Raw genomic sequence first — 25930 nt, 5'->3', positions numbered from 1 at the left:
CTTTACAGTATGAGTATCCTGTGGAAATACCCTTGACGATCGCGACAATAGTACCTTGAATTGAGCTATGTGACTACCTTAAAAGGTAAACAAATCCTGACAAGCGATCGCTGTCTATACCTGACCATGAGAAAATCGATATCATAATAAAAGTCGATAAAACTTAAAATTTGTTTATCAATGCTGATTTCTTCCTCTGGCTTGTCCAAGGTTAAAGACTCGGTTAAAGAGAAGGTTTTTTTCGGTAACGAACCAACTGCCGAACTAATCGCCATTCTCACCGTTTACTTTGTCCAAGGCATTTTGGGATTGGCGCGCCTAGCCGTCAGCTTTTTCCTAAAAGATGAACTAGGGCTATCTCCGGCTCAAGTCTCCGCATTATTCGGCATTGTCGCTCTACCTTGGATTATTAAGCCACTGTTTGGTTTTATTTCAGATGGCTTTCCCATATTGGGTTATAGACGGCGTCCATACCTAGTCTTGTCGGGTGTACTGGGGGCTATATCTTGGATTAGCCTGGCAACAATTGTTCACACTCCTTTAGCAGCAACAGCAGCGATCGCTCTTGGTTCCTTGTCTGTTGCTGTCAGTGATGTGATTGTTGACTCATTGGTTGTCGAAAGAGCAAGGGCAGAATCTCAAGCAGAAGCAGGTTCCCTACAATCTCTATGCTGGGGTGCTTCAGCCTTTGGCGGTTTAATCACCGCTTACTTTAGCGGTTTGCTTTTAGAGCATTTCAGCAATCGTACCGTATTTTGGATTACCGCTTCTTTTCCCCTCATCGTCTCTGCTGTTGCATGGTTTATTGCTGAATCTCCTGTTAGCAAAGATTTTAACGATAGCCATAACACCAACTTCCAAGGTATCAAGCATCAGCTTGGGCAACTACGCCAAGCAGTTACTCAAAAAGCCATTTGGCTGCCAACAGCATTTCTCTTCATCTGGCAAGCCACACCAACAGCAGAATCAGCTTTTTTCTTCTTCACTACAAACGAGTTGCACTTTGAACCAGAATTTTTAGGACGAGTGCGCCTAGTAACAAGCATTGCTTCTTTATTAGGTATCTGGATCTTCCAACGTTTTCTTAAAACCGTAGCTTTTCGCGTCATCTTTGGTTGGAGTACTGTTCTTTCAGCAGCTTTAGGAATGACGATGTTGCTACTGGTGACTCATACAAATCGTGCTTTAGGTATCGACGATCACTGGTTTAGTTTAGGCGACAGTCTTATTCTCACCGTCATGGGGCAAATTGCCTACATGCCCGTGCTAGTACTAGCAGCAAGGCTTTGTCCGTCGGGAGTAGAAGCAACATTATTCGCTCTGTTGATGTCAGTAACCAACTTGGCAGGATTACTTTCCTACGAATTAGGAGCAGGATTAATGCATTTGTTGGGAGTCACCGAAACCAATTTTGATAAACTCTGGCTTTTGGTGCTTGTTACCAATCTCAGCACATTGTTACCACTACCATTTCTGAATTGGTTGCCTGCTGCCAATTCTCAAACAGAAACACCAAAAAATTTACCACCAGCAGCATTAAAGGATAGAGAAGAACCTTTTGTACCCGATTTCATGCCAGAGTTGATGCTACGAGAACTAGAATCAAAAACAGTTGATAAGTAAAGCAATTAGGATTGTTAGTAGCTGAGGCTGCGTGCTTTTAGCAGTTCACTAGTTTTTAAACCCGATCATACAAAAGTTAGTTATTTCCCACTAACTACTGTAGGGAGGCAGCACGTTGCGGAGCCAGTGCGCCCTTGCAGCTTGCCGACTTGTAGCACCTGGCGTCGGGTTCCCCTACTAACTACTAACCACTCACCTTTAATTCATTCAAAATTTCCAATCGAACTATCAATATGCAGACGTTTAAAGCTCAAGAAAACGCCTCGACTTTTCCTGAAAAATCTTATAATCCTAGTGAATGGCAGGGAGGATATCAGTCTCTTAAACAAGAATTTGATTATTGGATAGACGATATAGAAGGGCAAATTCCGCCTGAAGTTAACGGTACACTGTTCAGAAATGGCCCTGGTTTGCTAGATATTAATGGGCAGCCAATTCATCACCCCTTTGATGGCGATGGGATGATTAGCCGCATTACATTCTTAAACGGTCGTGCTCATTTCCGCAACCGCTTTATTCGTACAGCAGGATATTTAGCAGAACAAAAAGCTGGAAAAATTCTTTATCGTGGTGTATTTGGAACGCAAAAACCAGGCGGTTGGCTAGCTAATGCCTTTGACTTCAACCTCAAAAACATTGCTAATACCAATATTATTTACTGGGGAGATAAACTACTAGCTCTTTGGGAAGCAGCTGAACCCCATCGACTAGATCCTCACACACTTGAGACTTTAGGCAAAGAATACTTCAACAATGTTTTGTCAGAGGGTGAAGCTTTTGGTGCTCATCCGCGCTTCGACCCTAATTGTAAATTAGATAATGGTGCTCCTTGCTTAGTTAATTTTTCTATTAAACCAGGGCTATCTACCACAATCACCATTTTTGAACTAGACACAACTGGTAAAGTCGTCAGAAAGCACGCCCATAGTGTGCCAGGTTTTGCCTTTATCCATGATTTTGCTATTACCCCCAATTACTGCATATTCTTTCAAAATCCTGTCACCTTTAATCCTATTTCTTTTGTCTTGGGAATGAGTGGTGCGGGGGAATGTATAAAGTTTCAACATCATCAACCAACTCGAATTATTATTATTCCCCGGCAACCTGAACAAAAAAAGGTGCAAATCCTTGAAACTCAGTCAGGTTTTGTCTTCCATCACGCCAATGCTTTTGAGCAAGGTAACGAAATTATTATTGACTCTATTTGTTACGAATCATTACCAGAAGTAGAGCCAGAAAGTGATTTTCGCAAAGTTGATTTTGATGCCCTCAAACCAGGACAACTGTGGCGATTTAATCTCAATTTAGATAATAAAACAGTACGGCAAAAGTTAATAGAAAGCCGTTGTTGTGAGTTTCCCAGTTTGCATCCTCAAAAAGTTGGACACTCACATCGTTATTTATATATAGGTGCGGCTCATGCTCCTAGTGGTAACGCTCCCTTGCAAGCTTTTTTGAAAATAGATTTAGAGTCGGGAGAACGTCAACTTTGGAGTGCTGCACCCCAAGGCTTTGCCAGTGAACCAGTGTTTGTACCTCGTACCAATTCTCAACACGAAGATGACGGTTGGGTGTTGGCTCTGGTTTACGATGCTGCTCACCATCGTTCCGATGTGGTGATTTTAGATGTACGTGATTTTAATCAGGGGCCAATAGCGAGGCTACATCTTCAGCATCATATTCCCTATGGGCTGCATGGTAACTTTACTTCTAAAGTATTTTTACCAACAAAATAGGCATTAAGTATTTTGTATTCTGAGTGTAAACTGTTCAGAACCCCGACTTTTCTAAAAAAGTCGGGGTTCTATAAATCTCTTGTACCGACTCCATTTTCAACAAAAAAGGAACACAGACTAAAAGTATGTTTTTTATCTGTGTTCATCTGTGTGTATCTCTGGTTTTCCTTATATTACTATCTTTAGAGTTAGCAAAAAAGCTACAGTTGAAAATTTTGTAACAAAAACTACAAAAATTATATTTTTCCCACAAATAAAGTATAGGCTAGGCGTAAATCCGGTTCGCATATATTGGCGCGATTGGAGAGAATGCTTTATGATTTCAACATCCCTACAACCGCTGGAGACACCTTCCCCAGCATTTATTTGCCCGTTTGATCAAGCTTGTAGTTATTTGGATGCAGCAGCACGAGAATTAAAGCTCGATCAAGGGTTATTAGAAATTCTCAGTCGTCCGCGCAAAGTAGTCACTGTGTCTATTCCTGTAAAACGGGACAGTGGAGAAATTCAAGTTTTAGCAGGACATCGAGTACAGCACTGTGATGTTTTAGGCCCCTACAAAGGTGGTATTCGTTACCATCCAGCAGTGACACTACGGGAAGTATCGGCATTAGCAATGCTGATGACTTGGAAATGTGCGCTCTTGGGTATTCCCTATGGCGGCGCAAAAGGAGGTATTGCTATAGATCCCAAAAGCTACAGTGTAGGCGAATTAGAACGGATTACACGGCGTTATACGAGTGAATTGATAGATAATATCGGCCCATCAGTAGACATTCCTGCACCAGATATGGGAACCTCAGCCCGTGAAATGGCGTGGATGATGGATACTTATTCAGTAAATGTTGGTCATGCGGTACCGGGAGTTGTAACTGGTAAGCCTCTTTCTATCGGTGGTTCGCGTGGACGAGAAATGGCAACCGGACGCGGCACCATGATCATTGTCAGGGAGGCGTTAGCAGAACTCGGTCAGTCATTAGAGGGAACGAGAGTAGCTATCCAAGGCTTTGGTAATGTTGGTAATGCAGCAGCTTTATTACTACACCAAGCAGGAGCCATAGTAGTGGCTGTTTCTAGCAGTGCTGGAGGAGTCTATTCGGAAGTCGGTCTTGATATCCCCGCTTTGAAAGCCTATGCTGCTAAGAATCGAGGAAGTGTGGTTGGTTTTCCGCAAGCATTAACAATTAGTAATGATGAGTTACTAACTTTACCCTGTGACGTTTTGATTCCCGCTGCTTTGGAAAACCAGATCTTAGAAGACAATGTGGATCGGGTACAAGCAAAGATAGTAGCAGAGGCGGCTAATGGCCCGGTAACTTTAGAGGCTAGCCAAGCCTTAGAGGCACGGGGTGTAACAGTACTGCCAGATATATTAACGAATGCTGGCGGGGTTGTGGTGAGTTATCTGGAGTGGGTACAGGGGCTTTCCTACCTATTCTGGGATGAGGAACGAGTGAACCGGGAAATGGAAAACTTAATGGTGCAGGCATATAAGCAAGTCATTCACCATGCTAAGAAACGGCAGATGAGTCTAAGATTAGCAGCTTATACGTTGGGGGTAGGACGTGTTGCTCAGGCTTTGCTAGATAGAGGTTTGTATCCTTGATGCGGTATCAAAGTAGTGTTTTCTAATTGCCTAAATATACTGGAATTATGAGTATATAAAGTAGTTTAATTGACAATTGGAGCCAGCAGCCCATAAACCCTCGTTACCAGGTTGAAACCTGGTAAAGAGAACTAGAGCCTCTGGTTCTCAATCGAACTGATACAACCAGATATTCAGCTATAAATACTGACAGTTGTTTAGATTGCGATCGCTTTCCATTCCTGCCATTACACATTTAGCGTCGGCTGAACTTTACCTTCAGCCCATCACGAGGACGAGAAAACGGCAATATAACTCGCTCTAAATTTTGTCCAGGTAATAACTCCCATTCATAATCACGAACCAACAAAGCAGTAAACAGTTTCATTTCTAATCTGGCAAACTCTTTACCCAAACATTCTCGGATGCCGCCACCGAATGGAATATGACTGAAAAGTTTTTGTTTATCTTGTGTTCGCTCTGGTGAGAATCGATCCGGATCGAATTGCTCTGGGTGTGTGTAAATCTGACTATCTTGATGAGTTTCCGGTATTTGATAGTACACATCCCAACCTTGTGGAATTAAATACCCACCGAATTCACAAGACTCCAGCACTTTTCGCGAGCCGCTCCGAACTACAGGTGGTGCAATTCGTAACACCTCTTTCAGTACTTGCTCTAGATAAGTCATTTGCTTCAAGGTTTCTTGAGTCAATTGAGTTGGAAATCCTAGTTGTGCTTGCTCTGTACGCACGGCTTCGAGTACCTTGGGATGTTGAGCCAGTAGCAAACACAGAGAAGTTAATGCCGACGTTAGTGTTTCATGTCCCGCGATCAACATTCCCAGAATATTATCTTTGATGGCTGCTCGGCTGAGTGCATTTCCGGCTTCGTCTTTGGCAATTAATAAAATACTCAAAACATCTTGCTGATTTAAAGGGTGCTGTTGACGTTGCTCGATTAAGTAATCAAATCGGGCAAGCAATTTTTCCCGCGCTCGAACTGCCCGATCAAACTTGCTACCCGGAAATCGAACTGGAACCGTCAACAGCCCCTCGCTCCAAGCTTCGTAAACTTTTTCTAACGATTCATCAGCAGCAGTACTCACGCCCACAAATAAACGACAAGCAATATCGAGGGTGTATTTTTTCAACTCTTCATACCAAGTCAGCGTCCCCATTTGCTCCCACTTTTGCAAGTAACGCTGGGTGACAGTTTCCATTGTGATGGCATAATTTTCTAAGGCTCTCGGCTGGAAAGCCTGAAATAGCTGACGACGCAAGATTTGGTGAGCCGCTCCTGTCTGTACGCCAATTGATTTTGCACCGAGTAGAATCTCAAAATTCGGCGTATTTGTCATCTCCAATTTTTGCCCGTCATTGGAGAAGAGAAACCGCGCCGCATCTGCTCCGATCAAAACGATGGTTGGGCAACCGAAAAGATGGGTTTTAAAGATGTTGCCGTGCTGCTGTTGTCGTTTGGCAATAAAGCCGACTGGATCGCGTAGATAGCTAATTGATTCCCCGATCGCAGGTAAACCCAATTGCCCAGGAGGTAGGGGGAGGGTTGGCTCAGTTGAAAAGTTAGTCATGCTTTTCTCGTTATTGAACGAGCATTACGATACGCTACTGTTTCGTAAATTATCCTATCATCTATGAATCAGAGTAACAAAAAGCAGGGAAGACCCCGTAGTCTTCAATCTCATCAAGCGATATTACAAGCGACTCTGGAGTTACTGGCAGAAGTTGGGTTTGATGCCATGAGTATTGAGGCGATCGCATCTCGTGCGGGTGTTGGCAAAACAACCATCTACCGACGCTATAGCTGCAAAGAGGAATTGGTTGCTGATGCGATCGAGAGTGTTCGAGAGGAGGTTGTCATCCCGAATACAGGCAGTCTTTGGGGTGACATTGATGCGTTAATTGAGAACTCGGCTCAAATTACCCTTAGTCCTCTCGGAAGACAAACAGTAGCCATGATCATTAGCAGTGCATCCACCAATTCTCAGTTTGCTCAAATTTACTGGACAAAATATCTCCAACCTCGACGGCAAGCATTTGCAGTTGTTTTAGAACGGGCAAAAGCAAGAAATGAAGTTCAAGCAAATCTAGATCCCGGTTTAGTCTTCGACGTAATGAGCGGAATTATGCTTTATGCACTCATCTTTCAACCCACAACCGAGTCATGGGGTTGTTATGTTCGGCGTGCTTTACATCTTTTTTTAGGAGAAAACTCGGTATCCGATCAAAAGTCTTAAAATACGATAGATACACTACTGGAGCTTCCATAGGAGTATCTTCCGTGCAGCCGGATTTAATAGGCTTAGAAATCACTAAAGGAGAATTAAGAAGATTGACAGGAGTTAATCCAAACAATGTTCTCCGACCTTCCATTATGGAAAATCGCGAGCAGCGATTAGAATTCTTGATGAAAGAAGTTAGAGAAACGCTGCTGCTGTCCTTAATCATTGTTGGTTTAGTGTATGCGTTAATTATTCTGCCAACAATTGGTTCTGCTATTTTTTTGGGAATTGGTTTGTTGATTGTAATATCTATTGCAGTGATTGTTGGGCGCTGGCTGTGGCGAAATTTTGCCTACTCTAAAACACTAAAAATTCTTTTAAATGAAGTTGATAGATATCATGCCATTATTCAAGCAGTAAATAATTACGACGAAGCAATATTATCTGAGCAATCTGGAATTAATATACCTGGCAGAGAAACAGCGATCGCTGCCCTGCAATTGTTGAGAGAAGATTTAGTGCAAGCTCTAAAAATCGAGCGAATGTTACGAAACCGTAAAAAGCTTCCCATTGATAATCAAGAGTTACTTGTCAATAACTTAAACAATCTACAAGCCTTAGAAGTCAATTCCCCGGCAGGTGAATACACTCAATTCTTAAATAAATTGTTGCAGATTGACCTCGATGTACAAACCCTGGTAAGAAAGTTACAGTCGCCCGGTTGACAATCAAGATGAGCGCTAAACCAAAAGTAATTGTTCTGGATGACGATCCTACAGGTTCTCAAACAGTCCACAGCTGTTTGCTACTAATGCGCTGGGATGTAGATACTTTACGCATGGGGTTGCAGGATGAATCACCAATTTTTTTTGTACTGACGAATACTAGGGCGCTACCTCCAGAATCTGCTGCATCTGTAACCAGGGAAGTTTGTCATAACCTCAAAATTGCTTTAACTGCTGAAAAAATTCAGGATTTTCTGATCGTCAGTCGTTCTGATTCAACTTTGCGTGGTCATTATCCAATTGAAACCGATGTCATCGCCCAAGAACTAGGCCCCTTTGATGCTCATTTTCTCGTCCCAGCGTTTTTGGAAGGGGGACGGATGACTCGTGACAGCGTACATTACCTAATTATTGACGGTGTACCTACCCCAGTTCACGAAACTGAGTTTGCTCGTGATTCGGTATTTAGCTACCATCACAGCTATTTGCCTCAATATGTCGAAGAAAAAACCCAAGGACAGATCAAGGCTGATTCTGTAGAAAGGTTTTTACTAGCAGATATTCGTGCTGGCACCACAGAACGCTTACTCCAACTTCATAATAACCAATGTTGCGTTGTTGATGGAGAAACTCAAGCAGATCTCAATCGTTTTGCCCAAGATGCGCTGTCAGCAGTAAGTCAGGGAAAACGCTTTTTGTTTCGCAGTGCTGCCAGTATCTTAGCTGCTTTGGCTGGGCTACCTCCCCAACCAATTGCTCCTGAAAATATGGCAGAGTATGTACGTGATGGCAAACCAGGTGCAGTTGTTGTTGGTTCTCATGTCAAGAAAACAACTCAGCAGTTAGAAACACTGTTGCAAGCAGAAGGAACTGAAGGAATTGAAATTGATGTAGCTGATTTGCTCAATCAGAGCGACCGATCTGCTACACTGCTAACCGATGTTCTTCAAAGTATTCATACGGCACATAAAACTGGTAAAACACCAGTAATTTATACTAGCCGCAAAGAACTCACTTTTGAGGATGTCAAAACACGTTTGCAGTTTGGAGCGAAAGTTTCTGGCTTCTTAATGGATATTGTCCGGGGTTTGCCATCTGATATAGGATTTTTAATCAGTAAGGGTGGTATCACTTCTAATGATGTCTTGAGTAGTGGTCTGAACTTAACTTCGGCACGATTACTCGGCCAAATTTTACCAGGTTGTTCAATGGTGCGGACTCCAGAGAACCATCCCCAATTTCCTAATTTACCAGTGGTGCTGTTTCCAGGTAACGTTGGTGATTCCAGCGCTTTGGAAACAATTTATCAAAGATTAAGTACAAAGACTGGGTAATAATTTGCAACTTTCCAAAATGCAGTTACACAAATAAATACTTTAATATTGGTAATTGCTCGGTTTCCATCTTTTGGCTGGTGCTGCATGACTTCTGATTCTGCGATCCCCGATATAGAATCAAACTCTGCTTTTAATAATTCAGAATCAACATCTGACCATGCTGATGTCGATTCTAACGTTATTAATGTCAATTCAGATTCTGTCCTCCCGGAAGCAGAAGTAAATTCTGTTATCCTCTATCTCAAGTCAATTTCTGCCTCTGCTGATTTAGAGTCAAATCCTGTGGCAGCCGAGCCAGAGTTGTCTTCAGTTTCAGATCCAGATTCAAATTCTACAGTTTTCGATTTAGATTTATCTGAGCTATCGTTACTAGAACAGACGCTAGATAAAAATAGTCACATTCAAATCAAAACAGAGGAGGGAAAACTTTTATTAATTTTGCCTACAGAATCCCAAGTACCTGCTTCTGAAAGCAATTGGAGACAAATGTGGGAACACCTCAAGCTCAGACTAAACACAAGCGATCGCCTAAAATCACGAACCAATACCCCCGTGCATCTGGTAGCAGGCGATCGGCTCCTAGATAGCAGACAGCTGCAAGAACTCGCTCAGACTCTCAGCGAAATGTATATGCAGCTAAAATCTGTTTCTACTAGTCGTCGCCAAACCGCCATCGCTGCTGCTACTGCTGGCTATTCTGTAGAACAAATACAACGAGAAAACCTTCTCGATGCTCAATCACAAGCCGCCAAAATAACTCACACAGAAGCCCTTTATTTAGAAAAAACGGTGCGTTCCGGAGTCGAAATACGTCATCCTGGTAGCGTCATTATCTTAGGTGATCTAAATCCAGGTGGTATCGTAGTTGCAGATGGAGATATTCTCGTTTGGGGACGTCTCCGTGGCGTTGCTCATGCTGGTGCTGATGGCAATCGCAAGTGTCTAATTATGGCTTTGCAAATGGAACCAACCCAGTTGCGAATTGCAGATGCTGTAGCTAGAGCACCAGAGAAATCACTGATGCAAGTTTATCCAGAAGTGGCGTATATCACCCCTCAAGGAATTCGCATCGCTAAGGCTACTGATTTTTCTAAAACTCAATTTAACAAGATAAATCAAGAGCCATAAAGCTCTATTGTTAATCTATCATTTCCAGAAACATCATCAACCGCATTCTAACATCATGACCCGAATTATTGTCATTACCTCTGGGAAAGGAGGCGTGGGTAAGACCACCAGCTCGGCAAATCTAGGCATGGCTTTAGCTAAAATGGGGCGGCAAGTGGCATTAGTTGATGCCGATTTTGGCTTGAGAAATTTGGATTTATTATTAGGACTGGAAAACCGCATTGTTTATACAGCGGTTGAAGTCTTAGCTAGGGAGTGTCGCTTAGAACAAGCTCTGGTAAAAGATAAGCGGCTGCCGAATCTAGTGTTGTTGCCTGCTGCCCAAAATCGCACAAAAGATGCAGTTAGTCCCGATCAAATTAAGTTATTGGTAAATGCACTAGCGCAAAAATATCAGTACGTAATTATTGATAGCCCAGCCGGCATTGAAATGGGATTTAAAAATGCGATCGCTTCTGCCAAAGAAGCATTAATTGTCACCACGCCAGAAATTGCTTCAGTCAGGGATGCTGATCGTGTCGTCGGGTTACTAGAAGCACAAGGCATTAAACGAATTCATTTAATCATTAACCGGATTAAACCTGCAATGGTACGAGCGAATGATATGATGTCTGTCCAAGATGTTCAAGAACTTCTAGCGATCCCTCTGATTGGAGTCATTCCTGACGATGAACGCGTGATTGTCTCTACCAATCGTGGCGAACCTTTGGTACTATCAGAAAGCCCCTCTTTAGCTGCTACAGCCTTTGAGAATATTGCTCGCAGATTGGAAGGGGAAGCAGTTGATTTTATTGAAGTTGACTCCAATAATGACAACATCTTTTCTCGTATCCGAAGATTGTTGTGGACAAAAATTATTTAACTCTTGTTCCCATTCCCATCTGTGCAAACTAAGCAGCAATGATCCTTGAACTTCTAGAAAAACTTTTTTTTCGCACTACTGACACTAGTCGCAATCAGGTGAAACGTCGCTTACAGTTGGTGATTGCTCATGATCGCGCTGACTTAAGCCCTCAGATGATAGAAAAAATGCGACAAGAAATCTTAAACATTGTCAGTCGCTATGTAGAGATAGACACAGAAGGCTTAGAATTCTCTTTAGAAAGCAATCAACGCACTACTGCTTTAATTGCCAATGTACCCATACGTAGGGTCAAAGAAACTACGGATGAGTTAGAAATTAAAGATAATAGCAGTACTTTTACTGATAATTTTTGATTTGGGAGTAATATTATTAACTTTATTTAATATAGCTTTTACCTTATTGTCGCTGTCAAATCTATAATTTAGTCCCGTTGCAGTTCTCAACTACAGCGGGACTGATTGAAATCATAACTATCTGTAGGCAACTGGTGGAGTTCCCCAAACTTGTGTGGTTTGATTACCAAAAGTTACAGGTCGATCCACATCTGTTGCAATTACAGTTTGACCATCATTAGAAACTGCAAGCACAGGCCATTGTTCTTCGCCCAGTTCTCCAGCCCGAAATAGTACATTGCCAGGTTGAGCTTGACTCCAACCCAAAAGTACTGCAATCTTTTCATGCTCGTTTTCATTGTGGGCAGGAGTAACAGTATTAATGCGATCGCTATGTCGATCCCAAATCACTGCGCGATCGCTCGCATCAGATGTATTGAATACTGCTTCAAATTTGCGCGCCAAGAAGCGTTCGCCTTTCTCCGACCAACTAACGGGAACTAAAACGCCAATAGTTCCTTCTCCGTTTGCATCTGAAGTTGTCTTGGCATTCAACAGAGTATCCATATTCGGAGAAGTTGAAGATACTACCCGTAATTTTCCAGTTTGCCTGTCTTCTACAAACAAAACACTGCTAACGCGGCTGTTATAGAGTTCGGATTTGATTTCTAGTTGCACACGGCTATAAACAGCATACTTCCCATCTGGAGAAACCACAGGTACGCTACGGTAATAACGTACTCCAGAACCACCCGCAGAACTAACCATTTCATGAGTATTTAAAATCCAATCCCAAGGGATAGGATAAGAACTGCCGATTGGATCTTGCTGTGCTTGTTGAGATGGCTCAGATTGCTCGATAACAGTTACATCCTTAAACTGGGGTTGGATTTCCCTAGCTACAGGTACATACTTAGTTGCTTCAGAAGACTCAGTGGTGGATGCATCAATTGATGTATAACTATTTTTTTGAGTTGAAGACTGGTATTTTGCAGTTTTTATTCTCCGCAGTATCTCTAATTGACTAGTAGAAAGCCCCTTTGCAAAATTATTAGATTGCCCTGGTACTGTTGCAAATTCCACCGCTGCCAATAATTGGTGCTCCGGTATTTCCATCACTGACAGAGAATCATCTTCTGCTACCCAAGACTCATTTTTATCTATATGTACAGTTTGCGGATTCTCAACAGTAGCTTTAGACATCAACATAGAGGTTGATTTGTCTGTCCAAAGGTTGCTTGAAGCTGCTTTTGCTACTTGAGTTGAATCCAAACTATTAGCTTTATCTGCCTCAATAGATACACTGTCTGACTCATTACTTATAGAAGTATTTTTAGCTACTTGTGATTGTGCTGAAGTAGAATGACCAGATGCAGCCACCAGGGGTGCAATCAGCATCATAAAGGCAATGTACCTTGAGAATGGTTGGGCGCGAAACCATCCCGACAGCAAAAGATGTTTAAGCATTTGTTGACTCTCTAGAGGGTGGTTGCTGTGTGAGGAGTGAGGTCAATGCAGAAAGGAACTAGACTTTGATTATTATGTATAACAAAGAACCAATGGATTTCGCCAGGTCAAACCTTCCCACTGAGCACTATTTTTAAGATGTGTCTTATATTTTACGCTCAATGCCGAAATTACTAGCAGAAATTGCTAGCCTCTAGATAGTGACTAAAGTTAGCTAGGATTTTCTTCCTGAGCAACAAAGTTTTGTCACTACTGAGCTATACAACAATTCAGGCATTAATTACGACATGAATTTGAAGCGCTTTAGACCACGGAAGAGGTATCAGTAGCCTTGCACTTAGCTTCAGCTATCGGGTATTGCCTGTTGCTACCTCGCCACCACACTACAAAATACCAAGAATGGTAAAGTATAGTGTTGTTGATTGTACTTGCCAAATTTACTAACCAAGCTAACTCAAATAATCGCGGCTTACATCTAGCGAGAGGAAAAAGTTGTCAATTGAACTGCAAGAACATAATTTTCAGTTGCAGCTATAATTGAAACGGACTACTGGCTTGGAAACTCCGCAATTTTTGCTAAATTTCCAATAATAAAAATTATATTAGTTTAGCAGACGTAAATGACCTGTCGTTAGACAAAGCCAAAGAGTATAGTTTGGTTATCAGGAATACAATTTCTGCTGGACAAAAATCCAGTTAACTCATTATAACTCCAGCAAGCTTTGAGGTTGCAAATTTTCACAAAAACAAAACTATTTTGTAACTAGATAATTAAACTATAGAAAATAGTCTTGAACTAGCCTGTAGATACAGCAGAACACAGCATAAAAACAGGTCAGGATAAGTTTACAGGAATTAGACGTCAAAATACAAATATATTGTTATATCTAGCTTTGAATCCTAAGGTTTGTAATCCCAACTCTTTACAAACTGTTGTGACTGTAGAAAAGTAATAGTGACTTTTGTTGTATATTTGTAAATACTATTACATACTAAAATAGTTATTTGAACTACATACTACATAAGTAATTGCACGAAGGTTAATATAGAAGGTGAGAACCTTGTCCAATCTGATTTACTCATATAGCAATAGCGATCCCCTTAACGGTACTTAAATTGAGATTGGGCAAGATACTTCATAAAAGGTGCGATTAAAAGTATCTTGTAGATTCTTGACTATTGATCCCTGAGACTCATGAAAGTCGTTTTCTTTGGTACTCCCCAATTTGCAGTTCCTACTCTAGAGAAGTTGCTGAAGCATTCAAACTTTGAGGTATTGGCAGTGGTTACCCAACCAGACAAACGTCGGGGACGGGGAAACCAACTGACACCTCCACCCATAAAAACCATCGCCACAACTCATGATTTACCTGTATGGCAACCTCAACGAGTTAAAAAAGATGTCGAAACTTTAAATCAACTTAAAGCCATAGGTGCGGATGTATTTGTAGTTGTCGCCTATGGGCAAATTCTCTCTCAAGAAATTTTAGATATACCCAAATTGGGTTGTATAAACGTGCATGGCTCGATTTTGCCTAAATACCGTGGTGCTGCTCCAATTCAGTGGTGTTTGTATAACGGGGAGAAGGAAACAGGCATTACTACCATGTTAATGGATGAGGGGATGGATACTGGTGCGATGCTTTTGAAAGCTACGACACCAATAACTTTACTGGAGAATGCCCAAGACTTGGCAGAAAAATTGGCAGTAATAGGTGCAGATTTATTAATAGAGACTTTGTTAAAGTTAGGATGTGGTGAAATTGAGCCAATTCCTCAACAGAATTCAGAAGCTACCTATGCGCCTTTGATTAAAAAAGAGGATTATCTGTTGGATTGGTCAAACAGCGCCATAAAATTACACAATCAAATTAGAGGCTTTTACCCCAACTGTACTACCTCCTTTCGCAATCAACCCCTCAAAATAAGTGTCTGTGCTCCCCTTGGTTCTGCTCACTGGCAAGAACTGCCACTAGAAATACAAGAAGTTTCTCGTAAACTACAGGATTTATCAATAGCATCGGGCAGAGCAGGGGAAGTAGTAAGCATCGCCAAGGGAATGGGAGCGATCGTGCAAACTGGAGAAGGATTGTTGTTGTTGCGAGAAGTTCAGCTACCTGGCAAACGTCCCCAGTCAGGTTGTGATTTTGTCAATGGTGCACGAGTAACAATAGGAGAAGTATTAGAAAGTTAGTATGGGTAGGAAGTCAGTAATTGTAATCTTCAGTTGCTAACTCCTCAGTTGTAACTCTTAGCTTTTCGTAGAAACGGCAAGAGTCACATGGCCCTTCTGGGTTAACAGCACAGCGAATAATTTCTGAATGGGCGTTGTAGCAGCAGTTAGCATCGCCGATCACCCAACGTCCGTTTACCCAAGTTTTCTCTTCTGGTCGTTTAGCAGTCTGCACATATAAGGCCACTTTCTGCAAACGATATCGTCCTGCCTTAAACTGATAACGGTGGCTACGCTCTAAAACGGCATAAGTTTTGCCTTCAAGGTCAAGATAGTTGCCTGGTTGTGGCATCCAGTCAAGTTGCACGCTACCGAGGGACTGTCGTGGGTGCGTCAAAATCACCTCGGTTGGTAAAGAATCTGGCTCCATAAGCTTTTGTAATGTCATTTACATTATTTTAGGATGGTAGCGCACTTGCTTGCGTTAGCATATGAGATTTATGTTATAGTTAACGATTTGCTAATATTTTGTAAAAAATAGCAAAAGCTTTTGTGAAGTAAGTGAGTGGGAAGAAAAGGGAACGGGGAACAGGAACAAGGGGAAAGAGGGGAAAGGAGAGGACACTTCCGTGGGCGAGTTGCCGCAGAGTGGAAAGTGTCCGTTGACAAGAAGAATTCTCCCATTTCCCCCACACCAGGTGCTACAACGCGCTTAACCCTTTTAATCGAATTCCAATCCAAATTCCAAAATCTAAAATCCAAAATTGTATAACCCCCTTTCTTATTACGTTGTTTAAAGTTATGTAGCCTTTTGATTACGACAGCCAAGCCACTGCGGTAAACTAAGCCTTGATTATGATTCTTTCGCAGAGAAGAACACTCGGAAAGGAGCCCTTTTAATGTCTCATACAGTAAAAATCTACGATACCTGCATTGGCTGCACCCAGTGCGTTCGCGCTTGCCCAACAGACGTGTTGGAAATGGTTCCCTGGGATGGCTGTAAAGCCCAGCAAATTGCCTCTTCCCCCCGTACAGAAGATTGTGTGGGCTGCAAGCGGTGTGAAACAGCTTGTCCTACCGACTTTTTGAGCATCCGGGTTTACTTGGGCGCCGAAACCACTCGCAGTATGGGTCTAGCCTACTAGATACATTGCGCTTGTTGAAAGTGCAACAGAGGCGACGGGCAGTTTTCCTAAGTTAGGAAACTCACCCCCGTCACTCACAGCCTTACTTCAAGATGGCTTTCCGTAAAATGTGCTGAGGAAACAAGTACTCAGTCTTGAAATAGCAAGTTCTTTTAAGGTTGTAGGGAGGCATTTCTGGCCACTCAGTTAATATTTAGTGGGCAGTGATTCCACCCTACAAGATAATCATTTTTTTGTAAAACTCGAAAATTAATAGCGTTTACTAGCATTTCAAGGAGCAATCTGCTCCTTTTTTATTTCTTTACTAAACTTTACCAAAGCCAGATTTTGTGCTAGCCACTATACTGGAATTTAATTATTCTGAGAATAAGGTGGTGTGAGCTATGTGCGGTATCGTTGGCTATATTGGCACTCAAGCGGCAACAGAAATTTTGCTATCTGGGCTGGAAAAACTGGAGTATCGAGGTTACGATTCTGCTGGCATAGCGACGATATGGGAAGAAGAAATTCATTGCGTCCGAGCCAAAGGTAAGTTATATAATTTGCGTTCTAAGTTAGAACATCTGCAAACTCCTGCAACGATTGGCATCGGACATACTCGCTGGGCAACTCACGGGAAACCAGAAGAATACAACGCCCATCCCCACATGGATACAGCAATGCGTGTGGCAGTGGTGCAGAATGGAATTATCGAAAACTATCGTGAGCTACGCGAACAACTCAAAGCTAGTGGACATCAGTTTCGCTCAGACACAGATACAGAAGTTATACCTCACTTAATCGCTCAAATTCTAAAAGAAGAAATTGCCCGCGAACCAAGCAATACTGACTCTCATTTCTTAGAAGCAGTTAGAAAAGCGGTAAATGAACTCCAAGGAGCATTTGCGATCGCTGTTATTTGTGCTGACTACCCTGATGAACTGATCGTCGTGCGCCAACAAGCTCCTTTGGTGGTTGGTTTCGGACAAGGTGAGTTTTTCTGTGCCTCTGATACGCCCGCAATTATTTCTCATACCCGTGCGGTGCTACCTCTAGAAAATAGCGAAATGGCACGTCTGACTCCTTTGGGTATTGAGATTTACAACTTTGCTGGGCAGAGGTTGAAAAAACATCCCCGCTTACTCAGCTTGAATCCAATGATGGTAGAAAAGCAAGGATTCAAGCATTTCATGCTCAAGGAAATCTATGAGCAACCAGGAGTAGTTAGGGCTAGTTTGGAAGCTTACTTCAATACTGATTGGAATGCAGCTAGTGCTAATAGTAATTCCCCAATTAATTTAGGTTTGCCAGCAGAATTTTACGCAGATTTAGAGCAAATTCAAATTGTCGCTTGCGGTACTAGTTGGCACGCAGCATTGGTAGGTAAATATTTACTAGAACAAGTGGCGCAAATCCCTACTCAGGTGCAGTATGCTTCTGAGTTTCGTTATGCTCCATCACCCCTAACGCCCAATACTCTCACTATTGGTGTTACCCAATCTGGTGAAACTGCCGATACATTGGCAGCTTTGGCGATGGAAAAAGAGCGTCGTCAAGGGAAAGAACCAAAATATCATGCGCGAGTGTTAGGCATTACCAATCGTCCAGAAAGTACTTTGGGACATATGGTACCAAATATTATTAATACCCTGGCTGGAATTGAAATTGGTGTGGCGGCAACGAAAACTTTTATTGCCCAACTAATGTCGTTTTACGCTTTGGCATTGGATTTAGCCTATCACCGTCAAACAGTTTCCTCAGACACACTAGAAGATATTCTCAAAGGGTTGCAACATATACCTAAAGAAATTGAGGCGACTTTAGAAAGTCAAGAACATTTAACCGAGCAATTAGCACATGACTTTGCCGAAACTACAGATTTTATCTTTGTGGGTAGGGGGATAAACTTCCCGATCGCCTTAGAAGGAGCTTTGAAATTAAAGGAAATTAGCTACATTCACGCTGAAGGCTATCCAGCCGGAGAAATGAAACACGGGCCGATCGCCCTATTAGATGCAAAAGTACCAGTAGTAGCGATCGCTATGCCTGGTAGTGTCTACGAAAAAGTTATCTCTAATGCCCAAGAAGCCAAAGCTCGCGATTCTCGATTAATTGGTGTCACTCCTGTGAAAGAGGGAGAGGCAGCGGAAATCTTTAACGATCTCATCCCTGTCTCTGCGGTAGATGAATTGCTATCTCCGATCGTGACAGTAATTCCACTACAACTATTGGCTTATCACATTGCTGCCCGTCGTGGTTTGGATGTCGATCAGCCTCGTAATCTTGCTAAGAGTGTTACTGTAGAATAGGATAATTTATACTCATTTTTCATAATAAAATGACTTCTGAAGAAGTGCGAATGCTTCTTTGAAGTCATTTTCCTATAGGTAAGAATCTATGGATGAAGTTGTCAAAAAAGTTGCAGCGTTATTAGAAGGTAAACTATCTTCCAGATTATTATCACTTGTAGTTGAATGGGCAAACTTGCATAAAAGAGAATTGATGGACAACTGGGACAAAGCTAGACTCAACAATCCTCTAGAAAAAATTGAACCACTGGAGTAAATCGTGCTCAAAGATATTATTGCAGTTGAACCGAGAGAGGGTTATCAACTATACCTCAAATTTGAAGATGACAAACAAGGAATTATTGATATTAGTAAATTAATTTCCTTTACAGGTGTTTTTGCACCACTAAAAGATATTAACTATTTCAAACAAGTAAAAATCAACCCTGAATGGGGAACAATTTACTGGGAAAACGGTGCAGATTTTGACCCCGATGTACTTTATGCAGAAATCACGGGAGAAGCAATTAGTAATTATCAAATTACAGAAACAGTAAATGAAATTTGAACTATGCAGTGTTAGAGGTGGCAGTTAAGAGCGATCACGGAATATCTCAGAGCAGCCCTGAGAAATTATACTGTTGACAGTCAAGGTCAAACAGGCATTTCTCAAGAACAAGCGATCGCAAGAATACATGAAGAAATAACGAACCACAAAGGGCGCATTAGATGCGCAGCGGCTTCCCGTAAGGGTAGGACACAAAGAAAGAGTTTGAGGGAGATTTTGCGTAAGTCCTCGAAGGTTTTTAGCGCTAACTGAATTGTATTGATTTATAAGGCGCTGGTAAAGTTGGATGCCCAACACCAGGCAGCACATCAGGCAAACTTTAATCATTGTTTAGCAGATATTCATAGGCTGGATATTGATATTTCCCCGTCTCCCTATCTCCGTCTCATATCATGTCCGTTTAAAGACTTATCATTTAGGCTGACGCGGTGAGCCACTTGCAGTGTACGGGTTTCCCGACATAAGCAAAGTGGCGAACCCGGAGGGAGAAATTCTAATGATAACTGATTAACCGGACTTGGTATCACTTAATCCACAGAGAAACAAACTGGAAATCTTTGCCACTAAACAACCCGCGATCGCTCAATTTTAAATCGGGAATCACCAGCAGCGCCATGAACGAAAGCGTCATAAATGGTGCTAAGAGTTGAGAACCGAGATGTTTTGCCCAAGCATCCATTTGAGCATACTGTTTTGCAACGATGTAGCCGTCGGCATCACTCATCAACCCAGCTACAGGTAACTCAAGCACTTGGACAATATTACTTTGTGCTACAGCAATACCTCCTTTAGCGTTAATCACCGCATTCACCGCCGCACAGAGTTCTTTGTCAGTTGTACCTACAGCCACGATATTGTGGGAATCATGAGCAACACTAGAGGCGATCGCTCCCCGTTGGAGTCCAAAATTCTGAATTAATGCTACGGCGGGTGGAGTATTTTGGTAACGGTTGACAACGGTAATTTTGAGAACATCATGTTCTATATCTGCGGTTACTTCGCCATTTTGCATATGGGCAGGTAGATGCTTTTCAGTTGTGATTAACAGTCCGTCAACTGCTGTCATAACGCGCACTGTTGAGCCATCTTCGGGAATGCGAAAATCTGCCACTTGTTTGGGGGTTGCGAGAAAGTGATTTATCGGTGTAACAGACATAGATGCAAGCATAGCTTGTCCCGCTTCTGCTGCTAAAATCCCTTTGCAATAGGTAGATTATACGGTAAAGTCTTGTAAATTTTTTACCACAATTAAATCGGCAGGATCGCCAACTTGCAGCAATCCCACATTTATTTTGTAGTGCCAAACAGGATTAACACAGGCAATTTTCAGCACATTCATGACATCATGTCCTAATGCCACAGCACGCCGCACCAGTTCGTTGATATGCCCTTTGACTAAATCATTAGGATGCTTGGTGTGTAAATGCTCGTGATGCTATACCTAATGGGGGAACTCTCAGTATTTCTGCTCAAAATTTCCACGTGGATGAAAACTATGCCAGGATGAATTTGGAGGCAAAAGAGGGTAACTACGTGCTGATCACCGTATCGGATACAGGATGCGGTATGTCACCAGAGTTATTAGAGCGAATTTTTGAACCCTTTTTCACAACCAAAAAACCGGGTAAAGGCACAGGATTGGGGCTTTCCACTGTAATTGGTATCATCAAAAATCACGGTGGTTTTGTCAAAGTATATAGTGAGGTGGGTAAAGGCAGCCAATTTCAGGTGTACTTGAGCGCCATTAACACATCGGCAACACAGGAAACTGATGACTCACAGATGGTGAGAGGAAACGGTGAATTAATTCTAGTTGTGGATGACGAAGCATACATTCGAGAGATGACCAAAACCTCGCTAGAAGATTTCAATTACAGAGTTCTGATTGCCAGTGATGGGACTGGAGCCTTCTCACTCTATGCCCAACATCAAAATGAAATCACCTTAGTGTTGATGGATATACAAATGCCGTCGATAGATGGATTCCAAACGATTCGCATTCTGCAAAGAATGAATCCATCGATCAAAATTATTGCCTTTAGTGGGCTTGCCTCCAACCAGAAGCTTTTAGAAGCTAGTGGGATTAATGTGCAAGCATTTTTATCAAAGCCCTACACCATTAAGGAATTATTGCAAACCATTCAAGGTGTCTTAAGTGTGCCTTAAAAATTGGTGTGAAGATTAATTCAAAGTAAGTCAATAGCATTCAACGCTGCTAAGGGAGTTTGTGTGTCTATCCATGAAACCTGTGCTTCTAGCTTGTCACAACACTCACGCACTAAACGCAAACCAGCATCTAAGGTCAGTTGAGCAGTTGTTGGAGTAAACTCTTGCAATATAGTGGCTTCTATTGTCTGATAGCGATCGAGGTCTTGGCTCAGTTTTGACAAAAAATTCGCTCCTTCGCCACCATCTGCGATCGCCTCCCCCATTGCAAACTGTAAAATTGAATCGACGTAAGCCTTAACTTTGGAATTTTTGACTCCCTCTGTAGCTGAGGTATAGAGTAATTCACCATTTAGATATTCAAAATCTGGTACGTAAAGGCGATCGCCTACTAATTCAAATATCTGCATTCCTCTAGTTGGTCTAACTGTTAAGCGATCGCGCCTAACTCGATTCGCCGCATTCTCAATCAATACAATTACAGCTAAAATCACCGTTGGATAGTTGCTATCTATACATCTTATTTCCACAGTGCCGACTTTGTTGAGTCGGACTGGATTCCAAGCTGACTTGAGTAAACTTCCTCCCGCTTCTAGAAACAGATGAGGTTCAATTCCAGCTTTTTCCATTGCTTGTAACCAAGCATAGTAACGAGCAAATTGCTGTTCAACTAAATCCTCCACACTCTCGGCATAAGGCATGAGTCCACCTACAGGCTGTAAATGAGTGTAAACTCCTTCCCAGCCAAAGTTTTGGCTACCTCGATAACGAATTGTATGCGAGGCTAGCCCGATAGCTTGTCCTTCATAAAAGGGACAAGCCCGCGTTAGGGAAATAAGTGCTGAGTCGCAAGCTGTAGCTAAATTGTAGATATTCAGTAGTTCCTCTCGCTGTGCTGATGTCGAGTTGTAAGATACTGCAACACGAGGATCAACTACTCCAGGTGGGACTTCCAAATGCAGGTGTGTACCAGTACATTTCCCGGCGTGCAAAAATTTATCATAGCCAATAGTCCGCGCTTGGATATGGTAATTTGGGCGATCGCGCATCACTGGCATAATATGCAAAGGATAGCTAGACAGAGGGTAAAGCCGTAAATTCATCTGTCGCGCCACAGCAAGTGCCAATTTGAGATTTTTGAGATATTCTCTTGCTAGTTCTGTACCAGTATCGGCAGGAGGTGTGTTAATTTCTACCATACTTTTGACGAACTCCGGCACAAAGTAATTTGGATTTAAACCTTGTGCTTGCGCCATTAAGTGACAACCCTGCAAAAATTCATCAGCGCGATTGCTAAGATAACCAGCCTCATCAACCAGAAAAAACTCTTGCTCAAGACCGATACGACGCTTTGCTACACCCATCTCAACCTCTTTTTCTCGCACTACGTGTCTTGAAAAAATAAATTCTTATACAACTCCTAATTTTAATTATGGGGATTTCCCCCAACCTTGTTCCCTTTTAATTCTTGGTGGATCTTGGTGCATCAGGGGACGCAAACCATTTAACCCAGCAGCGATCGCCGAACCATTGTGAACAACTGTAGCTGCTAATGGGTGTAATCCTACTGTTGTTGCTAGTCCTAAAGCTGCTAGGTTGGGAATAACTGCCAAACCGATATTTTGCTGAATTACTGCTTTGGTTTGACGGGCGATCGCTATTGCCTCCAACAAACTGGTTAAGTTATTATCCATCATTACAACATCAGCAGTTTCTCTTGCCACCTCAGAACCACTACCAAAGGAGATGGAAACATCAGCATAAGAAAGAGCCACGGAATCATTTAAGCCATCACCCGTAAATGCCACTGTTTTACCTGATTCATGTAGCTTACGTATAATTGCGGCTTTTTGCTCTGGGAATGCCTCGGCGTGAACTCTCGACAAAGGAATGCTAAGTTCGCGGGCAACAGCGATCGCCCTTTGCTGGCTATCTCCTGTTAACAGATGAATTTCCATACCGTATGCAGTTTGCAGTTTTTGGATGACTGCCGAGCTTTCTAGACGGAGTGGATCTGTGTAAGAAATTACTCCTTGAAATTCGCGATCGACTCCAACATACAGCAAAGAATCATGGGCAGAAATGCGGCAATTGAGGTGATAAGGACAATCTGCTTCGTTGCAAGGATGTGGTTCATAAAGACAGTCAAGGGGAATGCCACACTGATGTAAAAAGCGATCGCTCCCCACTACAACTTGTTTGCCATCAATCTCAGCCTGTACACCCAAACCAATTTCATATGTCCATTCCTGACGTGGCAGAACTTCTACACCTTGTTTTTCGGCATAGCGCATCACTGCTTCAGCAACGGGGTGAGTAAGGCGTTGTTCGGCAGCGGCTGCTAGTTGTAGTACTTTGCGCGCAGACATTCTGCCTGCCACTGTTTCCACTTGCACAACCTCGATATCTCCTTTGGTTAAGGTGCCTGTCTTATCAAAGACTAAAGTATCTACCTGTGCCAATTTTTCTAAAGTGTGTCCGCTGCGAATCAGAACTCCGTGCCTGGTGGCATGATGCAATGCTGCTAAGAAAGTTGTAGGCACAGAAACGCGAATGCCGGTAACAAAGTCGAGAGTGAGAATAGATGCGGCTCTTGCAGGATTCCGGGTTGCAGCCAAGATAATACCAGCAAAAATCAGTGCAGGTACTATTGCTTTGTCAGCAACGGTGGCGGCATAATTCCCCATTCTTGTATCATGAACGGGAGCCTGTTGCACTAACTCAATACTTGCTCCAGCACGGGTAGCAATGCCCACACGTTCGGCTATGATGTAAATTTCTCCTTCACGAACTAAAGTTGAGGCATAAACCGATTGTCCTGGCTTACGCACAACTGGCATAGATTCACCAGTAAGTTTTTGTTGATCGAGCAAAGCTGTACCATGTAGGATTTTGCCGTCTACAGGAATTTGCTCGCCCGGATAAACTATGACTGTATCTCCAGGTTTAACTTCGGTTGCTTGAATGTGTTTTTTCTGTCCATTTGGTTGTTCTACCCAAGCATAATGCCCCAAAGATTCGAGTAAATCTGCGGCGCGATTGTGGGTGGCTCGTGCTGTGCGATCGCGGATTTTATCTCCAATTTCATGCAGTGTCATTACCAAAGCTGGCGTGAGTAAATTACCTTGAACAGAAGTTAAGGCGATCGCAATCAAATCTAGGCAATCTATATTTAATTTCCGTTCTTTGATGACGCTGGCATAAGCACGTTTAGCGATGGGTAAAGCGGCAAATCCCACTGATGCAGCGATGATTACTCTGGGGATTGGAAATCCTAAGCCTACTAAAGCCAAAATAGCAGCGAAAGCAGGCACTTTTACTTCATTATCTTCTTTTTTCTCTGCTTTGGTTTTTGAATTTTGAATTTTATCTGTTCTTTTATGGGAATCTAAAACCCCATTCCAAACACCCTGTTCCCTGTCACCTGTTCCCTGTTCCCTTTTATTTTGCCTTGCCTCTTGAATCAAGCGCACTAAATACACTGGCATGAAGTGATTTTCTGCACAACTAGAAGATATTTGATAACTAATAGCAATAGAAGCTGCTTGACGATTGAGGCGTACTCCAATAACTCGGCTATCTGATTCAAGTAAATGAAGCAAATTATCAGCATAGTCAGGGTTATCAGCTAGCAAGGGAACCCGAAATCTCACCCGTCCTGGAATTGTATGCACTATATAATAATTGATTCCAGCATTGATTTCTGGCTTCTGAAGGGTTGCTTGCTTACTTGTTTTTGACTTGGAGGCGATCGTCATCATCATTTCCCTGGCTGTTTTGCGGTGATTTGATGGCTGAGAATTTATCCGTTATGGATTTAAATATTCCACTGACTAACTAATTCACGGCATGATGAGAGAAAGCACGCAACTGTGAATATAAATCTATTTAATAGTGTTAGTAATTAATTTCTATTAAATGCAATCATTTTTAAAGATAGAAGCATTTACAGACGCTTTTTGCCAAAATTAGCGCTCTCTTTTCTCAGAGTATTTTCGGTTTGTAATGTATTCGTAAAAAATATTTTTTAATAAAAAATTCAGCTTTTTTGCATTCAAACTCAACTATATTAAAAATTATTCTCAGCTAAACTAAAAGCTTGTGTACTACATTGACAATCACCCTAGTCTTGTTTTGCCTGATAGCAATTAGAGCAAAGCACGTTCATGACTGGTGTGTAAATAAATTTAAGGTAATTATAAATACTTTTACTTTAGAAATTTGCACAATTTATTAAATAAATAGAACTTATTAATCATAATTTTTACATACTTTTATATAGATATTTATACAAGCCCTGGCGTCACTGAATCACCGGAGAAAACAAAAGTAAATAATATCGCTAATTCATAAAAGGGAACGGGGTTGGGGGAACAGAAAACATAAAATCAAATGCTGCTTTTAGGAATGTTCAATACAGACAAATGAATTTGTAATTACGGTATTTATTGCTATTAATTCTTAATGGTATTTAGATTAAGTACCACAGTCAGCTTAATGTTGCCAGTAAAACATCCCATTATTGATTTGTTTGTGAACAAGAAATGCCATGAGTGTGAAACTATCGACAC

General features: G+C 42.0%; 21 protein-coding genes and 1 pseudogene. 15 read left to right on the top strand and 7 right to left on the bottom strand.

Annotated elements, in window-relative coordinates; translation table 11 throughout:
• Positions 1-180: 180 nt before the first annotated feature.
• The 3 genes from U2718_RS14665 (at position 181) to U2718_RS14655 (ending at position 4965) form a co-directional block, all read left to right on the top strand.
• On the top strand, positions 181-1623 hold the full coding sequence (locus U2718_RS14665; RefSeq protein WP_342000566.1) for a folate/biopterin family MFS transporter: 1443 nt from the start codon (positions 181-183) through the stop codon (positions 1621-1623).
• Between the two features lie 233 nt (positions 1624-1856).
• Positions 1857-3359 carry a carotenoid oxygenase family protein gene (locus U2718_RS14660; RefSeq protein WP_342000568.1) on the top strand — a complete coding sequence of 501 codons (1503 nt, stop codon included), beginning with the start codon at positions 1857-1859 and terminating at the stop codon, positions 3357-3359.
• A 316-nt stretch (positions 3360-3675) separates the two neighbouring features.
• Positions 3676-4965 (top strand): Glu/Leu/Phe/Val dehydrogenase, encoded by a 1290-nt coding sequence (locus tag U2718_RS14655; protein ID WP_342000570.1) that lies wholly within the window; start codon positions 3676-3678, stop codon positions 4963-4965.
• A 235-nt stretch (positions 4966-5200) separates the two neighbouring features.
• Here U2718_RS14655 and U2718_RS14650 read toward each other — a convergent pair whose 3' ends face one another.
• A complete protein-coding gene (locus tag U2718_RS14650) occupies positions 5201-6535 on the bottom strand; it encodes a cytochrome P450 (protein WP_342000572.1) in 1335 nt (444 codons plus the stop codon).
• A gap of 63 nt (positions 6536-6598) precedes the next feature.
• On the opposite strand from U2718_RS14650, the gene U2718_RS14645 reads away from it, so the two are divergent.
• The 6 genes from U2718_RS14645 (at position 6599) to minE (ending at position 11594) form a co-directional block, all read left to right on the top strand.
• Positions 6599-7201, top strand: a complete 603-nt coding sequence (locus tag U2718_RS14645) for a TetR/AcrR family transcriptional regulator (RefSeq protein WP_342000574.1) — start codon at positions 6599-6601, stop codon at positions 7199-7201.
• Between the two features lie 44 nt (positions 7202-7245).
• Complete coding sequence (locus U2718_RS14640) at positions 7246-7911, top strand: hypothetical protein (protein ID WP_342000576.1); 666 nt, start codon at positions 7246-7248, stop codon at positions 7909-7911.
• 8 nt (positions 7912-7919) lie between these two features.
• Positions 7920-9245, top strand: a complete 1326-nt coding sequence (locus tag U2718_RS14635; protein WP_342000578.1) for a four-carbon acid sugar kinase family protein — start codon at positions 7920-7922, stop codon at positions 9243-9245.
• 87 nt (positions 9246-9332) lie between these two features.
• On the top strand, positions 9333-10376 hold the full coding sequence (gene minC / locus U2718_RS14630) for a septum site-determining protein MinC (RefSeq protein ID WP_342000580.1): 1044 nt from the start codon (positions 9333-9335) through the stop codon (positions 10374-10376).
• Positions 10377-10431: 55 nt separating this feature from the next.
• Positions 10432-11238 (top strand): septum site-determining protein MinD, encoded by an 807-nt coding sequence (gene minD, locus U2718_RS14625; protein WP_289789798.1) that lies wholly within the window; start codon positions 10432-10434, stop codon positions 11236-11238.
• A 38-nt stretch (positions 11239-11276) separates the two neighbouring features.
• Positions 11277-11594 (top strand): cell division topological specificity factor MinE, encoded by a 318-nt coding sequence (gene minE, locus U2718_RS14620; RefSeq protein ID WP_342000583.1) that lies wholly within the window; start codon positions 11277-11279, stop codon positions 11592-11594.
• 117 nt (positions 11595-11711) lie between these two features.
• Here the strand turns inward: minE and U2718_RS14615 are convergent, their stop codons facing one another.
• Positions 11712-12971, bottom strand: a complete 1260-nt coding sequence (locus U2718_RS14615) for a hypothetical protein (RefSeq protein ID WP_342000603.1) — start codon at positions 12969-12971, stop codon at positions 11712-11714.
• A gap of 1264 nt (positions 12972-14235) precedes the next feature.
• Between U2718_RS14615 and fmt the strand changes: the two genes are divergently transcribed.
• Complete coding sequence (fmt, locus tag U2718_RS14610; RefSeq protein WP_342000585.1) at positions 14236-15234, top strand: methionyl-tRNA formyltransferase; 999 nt, start codon at positions 14236-14238, stop codon at positions 15232-15234.
• 13 nt (positions 15235-15247) lie between these two features.
• Here the strand turns inward: fmt and U2718_RS14605 are convergent, their stop codons facing one another.
• Complete coding sequence (locus U2718_RS14605; protein WP_342000587.1) at positions 15248-15643, bottom strand: DUF6464 family protein; 396 nt, start codon at positions 15641-15643, stop codon at positions 15248-15250.
• Positions 15644-16112: 469 nt separating this feature from the next.
• On the opposite strand from U2718_RS14605, the gene psaC reads away from it, so the two are divergent.
• From psaC to U2718_RS14585, 4 genes are all read left to right on the top strand, one after another.
• Positions 16113-16358 carry a photosystem I iron-sulfur center protein PsaC gene (gene psaC / locus U2718_RS14600; protein ID WP_016878077.1) on the top strand — a complete coding sequence of 82 codons (246 nt, stop codon included), beginning with the start codon at positions 16113-16115 and terminating at the stop codon, positions 16356-16358.
• 383 nt (positions 16359-16741) lie between these two features.
• Positions 16742-18646 (top strand): glutamine--fructose-6-phosphate transaminase (isomerizing), encoded by a 1905-nt coding sequence (gene glmS / locus U2718_RS14595; RefSeq protein WP_342000592.1) that lies wholly within the window; start codon positions 16742-16744, stop codon positions 18644-18646.
• Between the two features lie 88 nt (positions 18647-18734).
• Entirely contained in the window at positions 18735-18902 is a 168-nt protein-coding gene (locus U2718_RS14590) for a DUF4160 domain-containing protein (protein ID WP_342000593.1), read from the top strand.
• Positions 18903-18905: 3 nt separating this feature from the next.
• Positions 18906-19193 (top strand): DUF2442 domain-containing protein, encoded by a 288-nt coding sequence (locus tag U2718_RS14585; protein WP_342000594.1) that lies wholly within the window; start codon positions 18906-18908, stop codon positions 19191-19193.
• Positions 19194-19716: 523 nt separating this feature from the next.
• Here U2718_RS14585 and U2718_RS14580 read toward each other — a convergent pair.
• Positions 19717-20361 (bottom strand): adenine deaminase C-terminal domain-containing protein, encoded by a 645-nt coding sequence (locus U2718_RS14580; RefSeq protein ID WP_342000596.1) that lies wholly within the window; start codon positions 20359-20361, stop codon positions 19717-19719.
• Positions 20362-20406: 45 nt separating this feature from the next.
• Positions 20407-20565, bottom strand: a complete 159-nt coding sequence (locus U2718_RS14575) for an amidohydrolase family protein (protein WP_342000597.1) — start codon at positions 20563-20565, stop codon at positions 20407-20409.
• A gap of 44 nt (positions 20566-20609) precedes the next feature.
• Between U2718_RS14575 and U2718_RS14570 the strand changes: the two are divergent.
• A pseudogene (locus U2718_RS14570) lies at positions 20610-21359 on the top strand (response regulator); the annotation flags it as partial.
• Positions 21360-21379: 20 nt separating this feature from the next.
• On the opposite strand, the gene U2718_RS14565 reads toward U2718_RS14570, so the two are convergent.
• Positions 21380-22744, bottom strand: coding sequence for a glutamate-cysteine ligase family protein (locus U2718_RS14565; protein WP_342000599.1), 1365 nt, complete (start codon positions 22742-22744; stop codon positions 21380-21382).
• Positions 22745-22789: 45 nt separating this feature from the next.
• Complete coding sequence (locus U2718_RS14560; protein ID WP_342000605.1) at positions 22790-25117, bottom strand: heavy metal translocating P-type ATPase; 2328 nt, start codon at positions 25115-25117, stop codon at positions 22790-22792.
• Positions 25118-25930: the final 813 nt, after the last annotated feature.

Origin of the sequence: Chlorogloeopsis sp. ULAP02 (assembly GCF_038404745.2) — a bacterium.
Lineage (GTDB): Bacteria > Cyanobacteriota > Cyanobacteriia > Cyanobacteriales > Nostocaceae > Chlorogloeopsis.
Note: the sequence above shows the minus strand (reverse complement) of the source record. Positions and strands in the feature narration are given on the sequence as shown.